This is a genomic window from Veillonella parvula, from assembly GCF_018378075.1.
In the GTDB taxonomy this organism is placed as follows: Bacteria; Bacillota; Negativicutes; order Veillonellales; family Veillonellaceae; genus Veillonella; species Veillonella parvula_K.
The window spans coordinates 175,357-191,697 of sequence record NZ_JAGZYE010000005.1 but is presented as its reverse complement, the minus strand read 5'-3'; the positions used below and the strand labels follow the sequence as shown (position 1 = coordinate 191,697).

Below are 16,341 nucleotides of genomic sequence, written 5' to 3'. Positions count from 1 at the left end.
GTGATTGCAGCAGTCAAAGTAGTTTTACCATGGTCAACGTGACCGATTGTACCGATGTTAACATGCGGTTTCGTACGTTCAAATTTTTCTTTTGCCATTAGGATTATATCCTCCTTCACAAAAACAAATTACATTCTAGTATTAATATAATATATTAACCCTAATTTATCAATGGAATATAAGATTTCCTTACCTATTATTATACCATATATACAAAGTCTTAGAATAGCATGTCATATGTAAAGAAATAAAAAAATCCCCACCAAGGTGAGGTTTAATGGTGGCGGCACACGGATTTGAACCGCGGACACACCGGGTATGAACCGATTGCTCTAGCCAACTGAGCTATGCCGCCATGTATGGAGCTAGTGACCGGGATTGAACCGGTGACCTTATCCTTACCAAGGATACGCTCTGCCGACTGAGCTACACCAGCACAATGAACGATCATTTCACTGTGGTTTTTATGGTTGCGGGGACAGGACTTGAACCTGCGACCTTCGGGTTATGAGCCCGACGAGCTACCAACTGCTCCACCCCGCTATGAATGGTGGAGGGAGAAGGATTCGAACCTTCGAAGTCGAAGACGGCAGATTTACAGTCTGCTCCCTTTGGCCGCTCGGGAATCCCTCCATAAATAAAATGGAGCTGGCGATAGGAATTGAACCCACAACCTGCTGATTACAAGTCAGCTGCTCTACCTATTGAGCTACGCCAGCATCATTACGACAAGATGAATTGTATCACCTAGCACACTAAGTGTCAAGAACCTTTTAAAAACTTTTTTGAAGTTTTTTCGTTCACTGCGGTCACCCTTAGTGCTTAATCATAATAACATGAAACGATACCCTATGCAAGTATTTTGTCAAAAAAAATTTATATTTTATCAATCCTCTATAAAATGCCTTGTTTTCAGGATATATCCAGCAATCAACTTTTATTTACTAGTATATTCTTTATATACCTTTACATAGTTGCATTCCTTGCTAGTCCATACTTACTACCATCCATATTTCAGGTTTAGTAGAATCAAATAATAGGAAGTTACAAAACTATATTTTTACCTAATAACTGTAATTATATAACTAAAAAAGGAGATAGACCGCTATCTCCTTCTATACATTTATAGTTTTCTCTATATTCAACCAATATGTTCAAACATACCTTTAGTCGATTGCAATAACATGATCTGGATGTGCAATACTAACTACAGCATGTTTAGGATTATTGTTATGTTCTAAGTACAACTGGTCACCTTCAATATGTCCACGCCAGCCAACGACAATAGGATACTTCTTACTAATAGTTTTTAGTAACTCAAATGGTTTTAGATTTAAGATAGGTGCAAAGAATACATTAATGCCATCTAGCAATACTACTTCCGTATCGCTACGGCTAAGAGCACGGCAAATAACTTCTTCCGCTAATTGAGGCCGTTCATCACGAGGCACGAGCAAAAACTCTTCCTCAATGAGTTGCTTAGCTTCCAAGTATTTCCAGCCCTTCTGCTCAGACAATTCACGAATTAGCAAACTTTTACCAGAACCTGGACCACCAACGATAAACAATATACGTTCATCATCACCTTGAATCTTTTCCCAACGTTCTTTTACATCTTGTACAGTAACCATACCCTTTGCCTCCTCGCTGTGACCTATCCTATTTTACAGGACGGTCAGATAACATAACGGATTTGATATATTGGTTTTTATCATCTAGGGCAAACTGTAAATAAGAGTTGCTTGCCGCTGGATTTTTATATTCATATACGGTAGACGTCCCCGCCTTTGTTGTAGATTCAACAATACGAGTTGGCATACCATACACAAAGAGCAATAAATATTTGGTATCACCCATTGCGATTCCACGACGTGTAGGCGTATACACATTTAATAATACGCGATTGATAAGATCTTTTTTATCTACACTCACACCGTATTCATTATAGCCAATAAAAGTGGAGCCAAACAATATGCCTTGATGTTTCCAATCATTATTAGGATCATTAACAAAATGGTCATTCAACTTGAAACCACGCAATACAAAATCATCAGCCGTAAGTGTACCAGCTTCAAAATCATACACTTCAGCTTTCGGCAATCCAAATCTAGGCCATACTTGTCCACTAATAATGTCTACAGCCTCTATATTGCTTTGTTTAATGGTGAAAGCAATATATTCTTTTTGCTGACCAAGCATAGATTGTTGTTGGCTATTACTATTTGTATTCTCTACGGGACTCTTAAACTCCTTTTTTTGAGGCAATGAATTTTCGGAATGCCCCTCATAAAGGAAAATATATGTCTCATTTTTCTTATCACGCCACATCGCATTAGGACTGCCATAGGCAAATATCAATTCCATCCGTGTACTACCAGGACCAATGTCACGTACTGTATTAGCGCCTTTTTTCGTACTATGAATATTTGTAATAGTATTTGGTTCAAAGAAGTAAGTCGCCCCTTGACCACGCAATTGATTGTTAACCAACAATTCTTGAGCAGGTCCAGTATATACAGTTACTGCTACATCTTTCATGTAATACGTAGTAAAGTTATCACGTACCTCAGTTTTTTCTACATCTTTTGGGACTTCAAACTGATCCCCCAATCGGTATGTGCCGATAGCATAGTCATCCTGAGAACCTAAAGGCGGTAAACTGTTTGCCGTATAAGACTTACCAATATCAGCTAAATTATTCTGAGTTATACTCGGCAAAGGGCCTTCGTTCTCACTAGCCGCTTGCCAGAATTGTATAGAATCACCAAATTCAGTTACAGCCATTTGCTCTGCGAGCCATCCAGTTTTAGAACCTTCCTTTTTCGTTTTTGGGTCCAGCTTAACAACTCTAACTGGTGCATTATCAAGGTAAGACAAGCTATCAACCTCACCAGTTCCATCTACACTACCATCATTGCTCGCATTAGCAGAATCTTGAGCTACAACGTTAGTGTCATCAGTAGTTTCTACTGCAACTGGGTTAACAGTGGAAATGGCAGGCTCTGCTGCATAACTGATTGTAGTAGTACACAAGCCCACAAGGAGGGCTGCTACAATACGGCTCTTCATAGAATAGTTCATCGATTATTCTCCAACTGTGCACGCAACCAATTCAACCATGGTTCAAGACCGTTGTGGGCCGTGCAACTTACTTCAAAAATTTCTCCATTTGGATTTAAATTACGGATATCTTGTATTGCCTGCTCCTTTTTGAAAGGCACATAGGGCAATAAATCAATCTTGTTAATAAGGATGGCCTTAGACTCTTTAAAGATTAATGGATACTTAAGGGGCTTATCTTCACCTTCGGTAACAGATAAAACCGTTACTTTCATACTTTCACCAATCTCAAATTCCGCAGGGCACACTAAATTGCCTACATTTTCGATAATAATCATATCGAGGTCATCAAGATTCAGATCACCTAAGGCATCTTGAATCATCTGTGCATCGAGATGGCACCCACCAACCGTATTAATCTGGATAACAGGCACACCCAACTCATGAATACGCTTAGCATCCTTTGCCGTAAATAAATCGCCTTCAATAACGGCTAAGCGATACTCCTTTTTTAAATCTTGTAGGGTTGCCTCCAAAAGAGAAGTCTTACCTGCCCCAGGTGAACCTAACAGATTAAATACAAATATATTCTTTTTCTTAAACAACTGTTGTAAAGCCTCTGCAATAGCATCGTTTTTTGCCAGTACATTAGTTTTAACTTGAACTTGCATGCCCTAACCTTTCTATCAATCGATATCCATAGAGGTCACTTGTAACTCACGACCGCCTATAGTTTGTACGAAATGGCTGTCACAATAAGGACAAATAAACGTATAATTTTTTACAGAAAATATTTTATCACAATCTAAACACTTTCCTTCAATAGGAATAGTATTGATTTCTATGCGTGAGCCTTCCGCAGGGGTTCCCTTTGTAATGGCTTCCCAACAAAATAACAATGAATCAGGTTCTACCCCACTCATTAACCCTAAGTCTAGTTGAATAGAATGAATGACTGTCGCATCGTGTTGACGTAAGGTATCGAGCGCTACATCAAGAATACCTTCTGCTATAGACATCTCATGCATGGTATGCCTCATATACCGCTTCTAGCATCATTGTCGTTGTTACGGATCCAACACCTCCTGGTACAGGAGTAATGGCAGATGCAATATCTTTTACCGCATCATAATCAACATCACCTACAGTTTTGCCGTCCAGTTCATTAATACCTACATCAATAACAACAGCACCAGGCTTAATCATATTAGCAGTAATCATATGAGCACGACCAGCCGCAGCAATAATAATATCACCACGCTTTACTTGCTCTACTAGATCAGAAGTTCTAGAATGGCACATTGTAACAGTACCATGTGCAGCGAGTGCCATAAGCGCTACAGGTTTACCGATAACTTGGCTACGACCGACTACAACCACATGTTTTCCTTCTAAAGGAATATTATAGTGATTTAAAATAGCCATACAAGCCTTAGCCGTACAAGGAGCAAAGCCACCCTTACCAGCTGTTACTAAACCGATGTTATATGTTGTAAGACCATCAATATCTTTTTTAGGATCTAATATATCGATAAGAGCTTCTGTATCAATGTGTTTAGGCATTGGCATTAGCGGTAAAATTCCATGAATAGATGGATCAGTATTTAATTCATGCAACGCCGCTACTACTTCATCTTGCGTTGCCGTTTCAGGCAATTGCTTTAGCACAAAACCATAGCCAAAATTTTTAGCTGTTTTTTCCATAAATGTAGCATACATATGAGCGCCGTGGTCTTCACCGACAAGTAACACTGCCATAGTAATCACAGAGTTGCCTACTGCTGCAACTTTTTCTTGTAAAATCGCCTTGTGGGCATCTGCTACCGCTTTCCCTCGTAATTCGATCATAAGTATCTCCATTCATTCAAACTATTTATAAAAAAGGTGCCTCCTGAGAGGCACCAAAGTCTCTTATTCTATTATATAACGAACTGTCTATAATTTCTAATTATCTACTAAAGTGAACGGTAATTGCCGTCCCGGGTTGAACAGTAGTGCCCCCACTTTCATCTTGAGAAACGGCAATACCCGTTCCATCTGGTTTAAAGGCAAGTCCCGCCTTATGTAACCAATCACGCACTTCACCATAGGTAAAACCAGTAAAGTTAGGCAATGTAACAGAACCATCACTTCCCGGTTTTGGTTCAGGTAATGTATTAGCAGCTTTAACAGCTACTGGTGTACTTTCTTTAACATACGGACTCATTTGGTAATACCGTACAAGTTGAGATACGATGTCCTTAAATACAGGGGCTACAATTTGACTACCATAATAAGAACCCTTTTGTGGGTCATCAATAACGACAAGAACTACAAATTTTGGATCCTCTACAGGGCCAAAGCCAATAAAGGACGCAATGTATTGTCCGTCGAGATAACCGCCATGTTTGGTATCTAGTTTTTCCGCCGTACCAGTTTTACCGCCGAAGTGATAACCTTCTACCATCGCTTTTGTACCGCCACCTTCGGATACTTCTTTTTCTAGAATATCTACAATGGTTTTAGCGGTTTCCGCCGGAACTGGTTGTCCCACAACAGATGTTTCAGTCGTACTTGTAACATCGCCTTGAGAGTTACTATAAGACTTGATGATATGTGGTTTCATCATAGCCCCACCATTAGAAAGTGCACCAAAGGCGCGAACCATTTGTAATGGTGTAACCGCAATACCTTGACCGATGGACATAGTCGCAACGTCTAGCTTACTCATATCCTCTGGATTATACAAAATACCTGCTCCTTCACCAGGCAATTCAATACCTGTTTCAGAGCCAAAGCCATAATCACGTATATATTTCGAGAGAATATCTGCACCTGTTAATGTACCAATTTCAGCCATACCAGTATTAATAGAGTACTTCAAAATATCTAGCAAACGAACAGGACCATATCCCTCACCATTCCAGTTTCTAATGATATGTCCATTGGCAGCGAAGGCCCCTTTATCGTTATACACAGTGTCTAACTTCCATTTGCCTGCTGCAAGAGCTGCAGATGCAATGATAGGTTTGAATGTAGAGCCTGGTTCATATAAATTGGTAACCGCAATATTTTTGAAAGCCTCTTCACCACTTTGGTTGTAGTTATTAGGATCATAACTTGGACGATTGGCCATCGCTAATATTTCACCGTTCTTTGGATCCATAACGATAACGCTGGCATGCTTAGCTCCTGTATCAACCATCGCCTTATCAAGAGCGCGTTCTGCAATAAATTGAATTGTTGCATCGATGGTTAAGGTTACGCTTTTACCCTTATCTGGTAAAAATTTAGATAATACGGAACCAAAGATGGCATTCCCTTTGTTATCGGTAGCAACGATTTCTTGCTGCACACCACCCTTTAACTCTTCATCAAGGACCATTTCGAGACCATCAAGGCCTTTATCATCGGTTCCTACAAACCCCAGTATTTGAGCCGCTAGTACACCATTTGGGTAATAACGTTTGGACTCTTCCACAAAGTTAAGGCCTGCAATATTATTATCCTTAATGACTTGTGCCACCGCCTTAGACTTGTCCGCATCCATCATGCGATTAATCCATACGAAGGCAGAATCCTCTTGCAGAGCTTTCACAATATTTTCTTTTGACATGGTTACATATGGCGAAATGAGTTCCGCAATCTCTTGGGGAGACTGTTTAATCATCTTAGGGTCCGCATATAAAGATTTTGTAACTACACTCATCGCCAAAGGCTTGCCATTACGGTCATAGATTGTACCGCGCGGCGATTGTAATTTTCTATCTACTTGAACTTGTAATAAGTTTTTCTTCTCTAGGTCAAAGGTATCAAAGACCTGTAACTGTGCTAAACGTCCGATAAGGACGAAGGCAACGGTCATGAGTATGGCAAGGCACCACGTAGTGCGACTCCAATCACTCATGCGTAATAACGCTTTATTTAATAACTTCATCATTTCTCCACTGGACGGCGTAACTTATGGTCTAATGCATCATATAATGCATCTGGTTCATTGGGAATCACCCCATTTTGTACCTGACCTAATAAATACTGCAATCCTTCCCCCACTTTTTTCCCTGCAAGCTTAATAACTCGTTCGTCATAATTTAAATCCTTTGTATGGATAGGCATCTCTAGGCTAAGATCTGCCATACATTCACCAAAGGCTAAGGTACCATCAGTCGATGCATAAGGCTTCCCACAGCCTAACACATCGGCAGCACAAACCTTAGATAATTGTTCCCATGCAATTCGCATAATTTGACTATCTCGAAACTCACCGCTGCGAGCCTCTTTACGGATCCACTTTTTCTCATTAGCTTCCCCATTTTGTACAAAATAGTGAAAGCGCATATGATTTTTTACAATCCAAGCTACACGGCGCACAAAACTCTTAGGGTAACCTAAACGAGTAAGTAATGTTTCTGTCATTTCAGCCCCTAATGTATCATGACCACGATCTGTGAGGCGACCATTCACCACAGCACGCACCGTAGGCATCCCCTTTGCTACATCGTGTAACAGTGCACCCCAACGTAATGTTAAATCTGGTTCTGTATGAGATACAACGGCTAATGTATGATACCAACCATCAAATTCGTGAAAGTCTTTTTCTTGTGGTAAATTCACAAGATGGTATAGCTCTGGTAAAATAGGCACTTCACGAGTCACGCCATTTTCTACAACGCGACAAGAGCACTCGGCCAAGCGGGATTGAACAAGGACATCAAGGCCTTTAGCCACCGCAGGCTCTAACATGAGACGATTAATCTCATTTCGTACACGTTCTAAAGACAAGCCAGGTACGCGGTGAAAAGCCTTAGGCATAGCCTCTAATAGATCTTTACTCGGCAAGAAATCCAACTTCGCCACAAAACGGCACGCCCTAAATAATCGTAACGCATCTTCTTCAAAACGTTCCTGCGCATTACCAATGGTTCGTAACATCTTATGTTTAATATCACGTCGTCCACCTACAAGGTCTATAACTTCACCATAACGGTTCATAGCCATGCCGTTAACAGTAAAATCACGACGCAACACATCTTCTTCTAAGGTATCGGCATAAGTAATTTCTTCGGGACGATGGCTATCTGCACCATATCGTTCTGTTCTATATGTAGCAATTTCATATGGCTTGCCCTCTAATGTAGCTACCACTACGCCAAAAGATTTTCCTACGAGGTCTGTCGTTTGAATATCATGACCGCGAAGAACCTCAATCACTGTATCGGGACGTGCAGACGTCACAATATCGAAGTCATGTGGCTTTTGATGCATCAAAATATCGCGCACAGCGCCGCCTATGATATAAGCTTCATGGCCGGCTTCTTCTAATACGGTCAATATTCGATTTGCTTGTTCCATCATACACGCTCCTTTCTGAACTAGTCTAATCTTTATTTTACTACAAATGAAAGCATGAAAAAAGTGCAATCCTTATAAGGATTGCACTCGTTCTGCAATAGCTGTACCTGTCGGTGTCACCGCAAGGCCGCCATCACTTGTTTCACGCAATGCTGCCGGCATAGCACGGCCTATATTATTCATCGCTTCAATGACTTCATCTGGTGGAATTTGGCTTTCAATATTCATTAACGCCATTTCTGATGCAGTAATAGCATGGACTGCATAAAAGCCATTACGCTTAACACATGGCACCTCTACGAGCCCTGCTACCGGATCACAAGCAAGCCCCAATAGATTTTTCATGCACAATGCGATAGCATGACCTACTTGACGTGGTGAACCGCCCATCATTTCGACAATCGCCCCTGCTGCCATACACGCAGCCGTACCAATTTCCGCTTGGCAACCGCCAACAGCACCAGCAACACAAGCGCGATTTGCTACTACATTACCAATACCGGACGCAGCTAAGAAGCCTTTTACCACTGTAGCTCTATCTAATTGGTAGTGGTCCGCTACGGCTTTCACAGCACCAGGCATAACACCACAAGAGCCAGCCGTAGGACAAGCAACAATGCGGAACATCTTTGCATTTGCCTCATTTACAGCAATAGCATACGTCATTGCCTTATACGCAATATCACTCATAAAACGAGGTGTTTGCCCATTAAGCTGTGCCGCTTGACCACCGGACATACCAGAAGCCGTTTTCTCCGCATAAGCTATCCCATCTTGAATGGAACTTTCAAAAATATCTAAGCGATTCTCTATTTCACGAACAACCGCGTCTTCACTGCGGTCGTAATTCTCTAATTCATAACGCAATACTACATCGCCAAAAGAAATATTGTTTTCCTCACCTAGGCGAATAATATCTGCAATTGTATCATATGCATAACTCATCATTCGCCCTCCTATAATGCTTCAAAGGTCATCACATCCTGGATGCCTGGAAACTCGCGCATAAACTGAACTGTAATAGGATTTACCACCGTATCTGTAGTAATAACCATGACTGCATCCTTATGCTTGCCCTTACGGAATACGCGCATCGTAGCGATGTTAATATCGGACTCGCTCAATGCTTGGCTCACAAGAGAAATCGCACCAGGTCTATCCTCATGGAACACAACGAGCGTAAACTCATCTCCTGTAATGGACATATCATTTCCATCTACTTCGGTAATCATAATCTGACCACCGCCGAGAGAGCGACCAATAACAGTCATATGACGATTATGCTCATCATACATATCAAAACGCACCACATTCGGATGCCCTACATCAAGAGGAGACTCAATAAAAGCAAACTCCATCCCCTCTTTTTTCGCTAATTCATGGGCAACTCGGATGTTCGCATCATCCTCTTTATAACCTAATAAGCCGCCAATCAAAGCACGATCCGTACCATGCCCTTTATAAGTTTTTGCAAAAGATCCATATAATGTTAAATCTACCTTTTTAGGAGTAGCACGAAAAATACACCGCGCCATCTTGCCTAGTCGCGCAGCACCCGCTGTATGCGAACTAGACGGACCAATCATAATAGGCCCTATAATATCAAAAATACTGTTCATACATACCTCTATATACACATAAACCATGTGAAAAAATCCTATTTCACCTATAGTATAGCAACCAATATCGAGCCTTGTCTATATGCACATTAGGGGCATATTTGTTTGTCTACAGAGGACTACTATTCTTATGAAAGCTGTTCTAAAACTTTGTATATTGATGGGACGCATCCATATCTACAGTTATAAAAGGGAAAGACTATACTTATGCAGCGACATCTCCCCCTCACCTCACTATTCTGATGAAAGCTATTTTATGAGTTTGTATATTGATGGGACTTATATTTCAGAAACGTTTTACTTATGGGCATAACCTATTGAGGGCCGACTTACGCTGAGTATGGAGGCATGAGATAGGTTATGCCCATTAGTAATCTAGTTGTCGCAATACTGTCAGGCCCCATCAATAAACAAACACTCGATAGATAGCTTTCACAATAATAGTAAAAAAACGCACCTAAGGATAACCCTAGGTGCGTTATTTATAACAACAGTCCTAAATCATAAAAGAGAGGGGACGTAGGACTGTAGTTAACAGATTAATAGATCCTATTAGCCCAAGATAGCTTTCATGTCAGCTTCTGGAGTTGTAATTGGATGTAATTGGAATTTTTCTACCAAAATGTTCAATACATTGCTGGAGAAGAATTTAGGCAAGGAAGGTCCGATGTAAATGTTACGGATACCCAATGCTAACAATGTTAACAAGATACATACCGCTTTTTGTTCGTACCAGGACAATACCAATGTCAATGGCAAGTCGTTTACATCACATTCAAATGCACCAGCTAAAGCTACTGCTACTTGAATAGCGGAGTAAGCATCGTTACATTGACCCATATCAAGGATACGAGGGATACCACCGATTTCGCCGATGTTCATGTCGTTGAAACGGAATTTACCACAAGCCAATGTCAATACTACAGTATCATTTGGAGTTTGTTTAACGAATTCAGTGTAGTAGTTACGGCCAACTTTAGCACCGTCACAACCACCTACCAAGAAGAAGTGTTTAATAGCGCCAGCTTTTACAGCGTCGATTACTTTATCAGCAATACCCAATACTGTGCCATGACCGAAACCAGTAGTTACTTCATGACCACCGTTGATACCAGTGAATTCTTGAGCTTCTTTGTAGCCGCCCAATTCGATAGCACGGTTGATAACGGCGGAGAAGTCTTTAGTACCATCTTCTTTTTCTTCGATATGTGCACAACCATCGAAACCTACCATATCTGTAGTGAAGATATTAGCTTTGTAGTTTTCTTTTGGTGGCATAATGCAGTTTGTAGTGAACAAGAATGCGCCAGGAACATCAACAAATTCTTTTTGTTGGTTTTGCCATGCTGTACCGAAATTACCTTTCAATTGAGGATGTTTCTTCAATTCAGGATAAGCGTGGCAAGGCAACATTTCACCGTGAGTATAGATGTTTACACCTTTACCGTCAGTTTGTTCCAATAATTGTTTCAAGTCATGAAGGTCATGACCGGTTACAACGATGAAAGGACCTGGTTCTACAGTCAAAGGAACTGTAGTCGGTACAGGTGTACCATATGTTTCAGTATTAGCTTTATCAAGAACAGCCATACATTTCAAGTTGATATGACCGAATTCCATCAAAAGATCAAGCCATTCTTCAGCGCTGTGATCTTTAGCGAATTCTACCATACCTTTAACGAACCAAGCATCAACATCAGCATCGTGGAAGCCAAGGCGAGCAGCATGCCATGCGTATGCAGCCATACCACGCATACCTAACAATAATGTAGAACGAAGGGATACGATGTCTTCTTCACCTTTCCACAATTGTTCCCAATCAAAGTTTTGTTGAGCGCTGTCCACTTTTGCATGGTAAGCATTCACTTCGTCAATGAATTCTTGAACGCGGTCTTCAGAGAAGTTTACGTTTGTTACACACATGAACAAACCGCGCATAATATAATCGATACCTTCTTTAGTATGACCCTTTACGTCTAAAGCGCGAGCCAAGCCAACTAAGGCAGCAGTTAATTCGTCTTGTAAGTTAGCAACTGGTGCAGTTTTACCACATACACCTTGTACAGTACAGCCACCTGGTGCTGCAGATTGTTCGCATTGATAACAGAACATACTCATTTAAAAATCCTCCTTTGCGAGACTTCCTCGCAGTCAAGCTAGATAATATAAAACCTATACATTACACTGATATTTTATCAGTTGTCTGATTGATTACATTTGAAAGTATAACGTAAAGATGATACAATTTCTGTAGCTTGAGCAACAAATAAAAACTTTTTCAAAAATTTTCCTGACTTCTCTTATGGAACAGGTAGACCATTTAGTCTTATACTTTTATTATACAATAATCATTTTTAATTGCTATAGACTTTATCACACCGGAGGTGCTTATGAAACAAATACTTTCAAACGATATCATTAATCAATATATGCCCACCCTCGTGAAATGTCCTTTATTCAATACATTAGGAGAGCCAGAGCTGCGTAGCTATTTAAATAATGCCAAAGTTATCATCCATAGTTACAAAAAAAATGATTTTATAGCCCTCGCTGGAGATCCTATGGAGGGTATTGGTGTCATCCTTGAAGGCAGCGCTTTACTGACTCGTGAAAATGTAATGGGGCAACGGGTTATTATGGCAAACTTAGAGCAATCAGATATTTTTGGAGAAGCACTACTATTTAGCAAACAGCCTTTATGGCCTGCTACCATTAAAGCAACAAAAGCAACTAAAATTATGTTTATTCCGCTTGAAACCTTTATTAAAACATTACCGGATTGTCATCAATGCCAAACTAAAATCCTATCTAATCTATTAGAGGATTTATCTGAAAAAGCAATTCTATTAACCAGAAAAGTCCATTACCTCACATTAAAAGGGATGCGCGAAAAGATTTTTGCGTACTTAACAGATATTTATAAACGTCAGCATTCTAACACAATTCAATTACCCCACAACCGCGAACAAATGGCTGAGGTTCTCAATGTATCTCGCACAGCCCTTAGCCGTGAACTGGGTCGTCTCCGCGATGAAGGTCTCATTGATATTACAGGGCGCACCGTGACAATTAAAAACATTGAAGACATTGAAGAATTCGGCTTTAACACCTTTTAATACTTAATGGCTATTAAATTTAACAAACTAAAAAGTCTCTCAAGATTATCTTGAGAGACTTTTTTATTACACGACTCATAAAGTATATAACGGTTTTAAGTATATAATAACTATATAATATAATTTTTCAAACTATATAGTGCTTAAAATTGTAAATTAGAACCAATGAGACAAATCAAATTCTTCACCAATGGTTGCTTTCACATGAGCACGACCTAAGTAAAGGCCTAACAATGTTAAGCTAATTTTAGACATTGGCGTGCTATCAAAGACATCAGCTAAGTCCAATAGAACCGGTGAAATATCATCCATGATATCACGCGCCTCTTGGCCCCTGAAAGCAGTAGGTTTGCTCTTCATCAGAGCTAAAAGATCACGTTGAACCATAGCATTAGAAATTCGTGTTTGTCTAAAGAATTGTGGTGCTAAAGACTCATCTACCAAGGCTAATTTATAAAGATTGGAGTTCAAGCTACGCACCACATAACGTGGATCCACACCATGACCATCTGTAGCACGGAAGAGTTCTTCCTTAGAGAAACCACGATAGTTGAATACAAACGGATATGAATTCGACAACACTTGGCATAAAGTGATAGGCTCTTGTTCTTCTTGTGTACAGCGTAAGTAGTCTAGCTGGCGATAGAAGGAATCATTTCGAGGCAAATCAGAGATGAATGGCTCAATATATTTTTCCACATAATGTTGGAAGTGAATCAATCCATAGTTATTAGAATTTCTAGAATATTGTAACAATAATGTTAAGGCCATAACTTGGAAGTGACCTAATGTTAAATGAGGTAATACACGTAATGCATCAAAAGCTACGAGGTATGGCGTACTAGATTTAGGAGATTGAACCACATCTAGAAAAGCACCTAACGCAGCAGACTTCATCCACTCTGTATTTGTAGCGGCATATGCCTTTTGCATACTCATCAACGCTTCTTGAATAACAATATTCTCTAGTAATGCATTCACTTCAACAATTTTTGTAATATTGAGAGCCGCTAAAGCATCTCTTGTAATAGATTCTACATAGTGTTGCGTATCACCATGTAACACCCCAAAGGAATGAACAAATGGTGCTATAGCCAACTCAACGCATTTATCCTCATGCGCCGCTTTTGCCCATTGACCATGCGGTTCCTCCTCTTCAGTTAAACTTGTTGCCGCCAATTGTGCTTCAATTTCAGAAGCATCAAACAAACGCGTTTCATCTAATACCGATGGACCTTCCACGGTTTGTATTTCGTTTGCACCACCTATCATCTGTGTAGCATCTATGCTATCCGCTTCATCAGCTTCAAAGGCTTCCACAGATTCACCCATAGCAATTGTATCTTCAACATTGTTTGCGTTATTGAGAAGTTCATCTGTAACAACATCGAGGACAATAGTTTTATCCACCAACGGAGTAACACCTTGATTGGCTTGATTAGCTTGCTTAAGATCTGATACGGCTGTCATCACAATGGTTTCATCCCCTATTGGTGTTCCATTATCCGAACCTATTGGTGTTCCATTATCCGAACCTAATGCTAACGCATATTCTCCCTCTGAAACATGACTTGAATTAGACTTTAGAGTACTTCTTTTATTATAAGAGGTATCTATAGGATCAACCAGAGGTTCAGCCGGTTCTCGCTCTTCACCGACCACCGTTTCAACTGTATCCGGAATTGATGCAGTATATACATTAGTTCCACTCGTATGTGTGATTGTTACATTGCCCTCTTGCGACTCCGTTGCAAATATAACATCATTATGCGCTTTAGGATTATTTTTATTACTTATGTTTTTATAGGATTTTTCTTTTGCCTTACTTTCACCATCATCACCGCTAAATACAGCATAGCAAACAGCAAAGAATCCCAATGCCACGACGGCTAATACAAAATACGGTATTAGGTTTGACATACTATCCCCCTACATCAATGCTTCATTATATACAGCACGCTCACCGCCAATGCTCTTCGGACGAACACGACAAGCCGTCACATGTGCTTTCCCAATTTCTTTCACACAAAGACGTACAGGCACTGCAACGTGTTTCATGTGCATACCAATGAAAGTATCTCCAATATCGATGCCTACATCAGCTTGAATAAATTCAACCATCACAGGATCATCAAAATATTCGTACGCCATCACAGCCAGGGCACCACCCGCATGACGTTGAGGAACAACATTAACTTCCTCCTCCCATGTCATGGCGCTACGTTCCATAACAAGTGCACGATTAATATGTTCACAACATTGAATAGCCAAGTTAAGTCCTTTAGCCTTAACAGCATTGTATATTTCATCAAATACGACCTGAGCCACATCAAGGTGAGAGTCAGTGCCGATTTTTTTACCTACAATTTCGCTAGTGGAACAGCCAACAACGAATAATTGACCTTCGCGAACCTTTGCTAAATCAAGTAATTCAGCCATCGCGTTGCGAGTTGACTGACGAATAGTTTCTACAGAAGTCATGTTATCGCCTCACTCAAATTGAATGTATAAAATCTATATGTATATTATCATAAAACCGACAGAATCGGTAGACTAAACTCTACACGTAACGGATGAACATCTTATGATTATAGCTTAACAACAAAAAGAGGCTTGCTTTAGCAAGCCTCTTTCAATCACTCAATGGTGATATTAGATTTTTCTGTAAGGTTTTTGGCCTAATTCGTAGAAGTTATTACCTTCAGTATCGCCAACCACGATGCAAGGGAAATCTTCAACAGTCAATTCAGCCAAAGCTTCTGGTCCAAGTTCACCATAAGCAAGTACTTCATATTTTTTGATGGATTTTGCAATCAATGCTGCCGCGCCACCAACTGCTGCGAAGTATGTGCAACCATTTTTCTTCATGGATTCAACTACTTCTGGTTTACGGGAACCTTTACCAATCATGCCTTTGATACCTTGGTCAAGCATTGTTGGTGTGTAAGCATCCATACGACCGGAAGTTGTAGGACCAGCGGAACCAATTGGATCACCAGGTTTTGCAGGTGTTGGTCCAAGATAATAAACGAATTTATTTGTCCAGTCGATTGGTAATTTTTCACCACGCGCTAAAGCTTCAGTCATAACTTTATGAGCAGCGTCACGAGCGGAGTAAATTTTACCAGTGATAAGAACGCTATCACCAACTTTTAATTTGCGGGAAAACTCTTCATTATATTCTTCAGTATTAATGCGAATTGATTCAGCCATTG

General features: G+C 40.3%; 15 protein-coding genes and 5 tRNA genes. 1 reads left to right on the top strand and 19 read right to left on the bottom strand.

The genetic code is table 11. The features are described from left to right. From KH286_RS06410 to hcp, 16 genes are all read right to left on the bottom strand, one after another. Positions 1-98 (bottom strand): GTP-binding protein (locus KH286_RS06410; RefSeq protein ID WP_038034850.1); only part of this gene is annotated, 98 nt, incomplete at its 3' end. Between the two features lie 180 nt (positions 99-278). Further along, positions 279-355: transfer RNA gene (locus KH286_RS06405), tRNA-Met, on the bottom strand. Between the two features lie 5 nt (positions 356-360). Beyond that, positions 361-436 (bottom strand) — tRNA-Thr (locus KH286_RS06400). Positions 437-467: 31 nt separating this feature from the next. After that, positions 468-543: transfer RNA gene (locus tag KH286_RS06395), tRNA-Met, on the bottom strand. Positions 544-548: 5 nt separating this feature from the next. Next, positions 549-633 (bottom strand) — tRNA-Tyr (locus tag KH286_RS06390). A 10-nt stretch (positions 634-643) separates the two neighbouring features. Further along, positions 644-719 (bottom strand) — tRNA-Thr (locus KH286_RS06385). A 447-nt stretch (positions 720-1,166) separates the two neighbouring features. Next, entirely contained in the window at positions 1,167-1,631 is a 465-nt protein-coding gene (gene brxF, locus KH286_RS06380; protein ID WP_004695092.1) for a BREX-3 system P-loop-containing protein BrxF, read from the bottom strand. Positions 1,632-1,659: 28 nt separating this feature from the next. Beyond that, positions 1,660-3,081, bottom strand: coding sequence for a hypothetical protein (locus KH286_RS06375; protein ID WP_278472643.1), 1,422 nt, complete (start codon positions 3,079-3,081; stop codon positions 1,660-1,662). Then, entirely contained in the window at positions 3,078-3,731 is a 654-nt protein-coding gene (gene hypB / locus KH286_RS06370; protein WP_021148528.1) for a hydrogenase nickel incorporation protein HypB, read from the bottom strand. The genes KH286_RS06375 and hypB overlap by 4 nt, the downstream gene beginning before the upstream one ends. A 15-nt stretch (positions 3,732-3,746) precedes the next feature. After that, positions 3,747-4,088, bottom strand: a complete 342-nt coding sequence (locus KH286_RS06365) for a hydrogenase maturation nickel metallochaperone HypA (protein WP_008602471.1) — start codon at positions 4,086-4,088, stop codon at positions 3,747-3,749. Continuing rightward, positions 4,081-4,908, bottom strand: coding sequence for a bifunctional 5,10-methylenetetrahydrofolate dehydrogenase/5,10-methenyltetrahydrofolate cyclohydrolase (locus tag KH286_RS06360; protein ID WP_039965247.1), 828 nt, complete (start codon positions 4,906-4,908; stop codon positions 4,081-4,083). Before KH286_RS06360 ends, KH286_RS06365 begins: the two co-directional genes overlap by 8 nt. 100 nt (positions 4,909-5,008) lie before the next feature. After that, on the bottom strand, positions 5,009-6,976 hold the full coding sequence (locus KH286_RS06355; RefSeq protein WP_278472640.1) for a penicillin-binding transpeptidase domain-containing protein: 1,968 nt from the start codon (positions 6,974-6,976) through the stop codon (positions 5,009-5,011). Continuing rightward, a complete protein-coding gene (locus tag KH286_RS06350) occupies positions 6,976-8,394 on the bottom strand; it encodes a CCA tRNA nucleotidyltransferase (RefSeq protein ID WP_278472638.1) in 1,419 nt (472 codons plus the stop codon). Before KH286_RS06350 ends, KH286_RS06355 begins: the two co-directional genes overlap by 1 nt. Before the next feature lie 69 nt (positions 8,395-8,463). Continuing rightward, positions 8,464-9,336 (bottom strand): L-serine ammonia-lyase, iron-sulfur-dependent, subunit alpha, encoded by an 873-nt coding sequence (gene sdaAA / locus KH286_RS06345; protein ID WP_077707631.1) that lies wholly within the window; start codon positions 9,334-9,336, stop codon positions 8,464-8,466. Between the two features lie 11 nt (positions 9,337-9,347). After that, positions 9,348-10,010: an L-serine ammonia-lyase, iron-sulfur-dependent subunit beta gene (gene sdaAB / locus KH286_RS06340; RefSeq protein WP_278617767.1), complete on the bottom strand. Its 663-nt coding sequence runs from the start codon at positions 10,008-10,010 to the stop codon at positions 9,348-9,350. Between the two features lie 552 nt (positions 10,011-10,562). After that, positions 10,563-12,128 carry a hydroxylamine reductase gene (gene hcp, locus KH286_RS06335; protein WP_012864778.1) on the bottom strand — a complete coding sequence of 522 codons (1,566 nt, stop codon included), beginning with the start codon at positions 12,126-12,128 and terminating at the stop codon, positions 10,563-10,565. Positions 12,129-12,400: 272 nt separating this feature from the next. Here hcp and KH286_RS06330 point away from each other — a divergent pair, with 272 nt between their 5' ends. After that, positions 12,401-13,126 (top strand): Crp/Fnr family transcriptional regulator, encoded by a 726-nt coding sequence (locus KH286_RS06330; protein WP_012864779.1) that lies wholly within the window; start codon positions 12,401-12,403, stop codon positions 13,124-13,126. A 156-nt stretch (positions 13,127-13,282) separates the two neighbouring features. Here KH286_RS06330 and KH286_RS06325 read toward each other — a convergent pair whose 3' ends face one another. The 3 genes from KH286_RS06325 to KH286_RS06315 all read right to left on the bottom strand — a co-directional run bounded on the left by KH286_RS06325 (position 13,283) and on the right by KH286_RS06315 (position 16,339). Then, on the bottom strand, positions 13,283-15,046 hold the full coding sequence (locus tag KH286_RS06325; protein ID WP_187002367.1) for an LPO_1073/Vpar_1526 family protein: 1,764 nt from the start codon (positions 15,044-15,046) through the stop codon (positions 13,283-13,285). A 9-nt stretch (positions 15,047-15,055) separates the two neighbouring features. Beyond that, a complete protein-coding gene (locus KH286_RS06320; RefSeq protein WP_008602458.1) occupies positions 15,056-15,607 on the bottom strand; it encodes a TIGR01440 family protein in 552 nt (183 codons plus the stop codon). Positions 15,608-15,778: 171 nt separating this feature from the next. Then, on the bottom strand, positions 15,779-16,339 hold the full coding sequence (locus KH286_RS06315; protein WP_004695073.1) for a Fe-S-containing hydro-lyase: 561 nt from the start codon (positions 16,337-16,339) through the stop codon (positions 15,779-15,781). Between the last annotated feature and the right edge of the window lie 2 nt (positions 16,340-16,341).

What these genes read in the sequence shown, in the direction of transcription:
- brxF (WP_004695092.1), bottom strand. Translation starts at nt 1,631, where the DNA reads ATGGTTACTGTACAAGATGTAAAAGAACGTTGGGAAAAGATTCAAGGT.
- KH286_RS06375 (WP_278472643.1), bottom strand. Translation starts at nt 3,081, where the DNA reads ATGAACTATTCTATGAAGAGCCGTATTGTAGCAGCCCTCCTTGTGGGC.
- hypB (WP_021148528.1), bottom strand. Translation starts at nt 3,731, where the DNA reads ATGCAAGTTCAAGTTAAAACTAATGTACTGGCAAAAAACGATGCTATT.
- KH286_RS06365 (WP_008602471.1), bottom strand. Translation starts at nt 4,088, where the DNA reads ATGCATGAGATGTCTATAGCAGAAGGTATTCTTGATGTAGCGCTCGAT.
- KH286_RS06360 (WP_039965247.1), bottom strand. Translation starts at nt 4,908, where the DNA reads ATGATCGAATTACGAGGGAAAGCGGTAGCAGATGCCCACAAGGCGATT.
- KH286_RS06355 (WP_278472640.1), bottom strand. Translation starts at nt 6,976, where the DNA reads ATGAAGTTATTAAATAAAGCGTTATTACGCATGAGTGATTGGAGTCGC.
- KH286_RS06350 (WP_278472638.1), bottom strand. Translation starts at nt 8,394, where the DNA reads ATGATGGAACAAGCAAATCGAATATTGACCGTATTAGAAGAAGCCGGC.
- sdaAA (WP_077707631.1), bottom strand. Translation starts at nt 9,336, where the DNA reads ATGAGTTATGCATATGATACAATTGCAGATATTATTCGCCTAGGTGAG.
- sdaAB (WP_278617767.1), bottom strand. Translation starts at nt 10,010, where the DNA reads ATGAACAGTATTTTTGATATTATAGGGCCTATTATGATTGGTCCGTCT.
- hcp (WP_012864778.1), bottom strand. Translation starts at nt 12,128, where the DNA reads ATGAGTATGTTCTGTTATCAATGCGAACAATCTGCAGCACCAGGTGGC.
- KH286_RS06330 (WP_012864779.1), top strand. Translation starts at nt 12,401, where the DNA reads ATGAAACAAATACTTTCAAACGATATCATTAATCAATATATGCCCACC.
- KH286_RS06325 (WP_187002367.1), bottom strand. Translation starts at nt 15,046, where the DNA reads ATGTCAAACCTAATACCGTATTTTGTATTAGCCGTCGTGGCATTGGGA.
- KH286_RS06320 (WP_008602458.1), bottom strand. Translation starts at nt 15,607, where the DNA reads ATGACTTCTGTAGAAACTATTCGTCAGTCAACTCGCAACGCGATGGCT.
- KH286_RS06315 (WP_004695073.1), bottom strand. Translation starts at nt 16,339, where the DNA reads ATGGCTGAATCAATTCGCATTAATACTGAAGAATATAATGAAGAGTTT.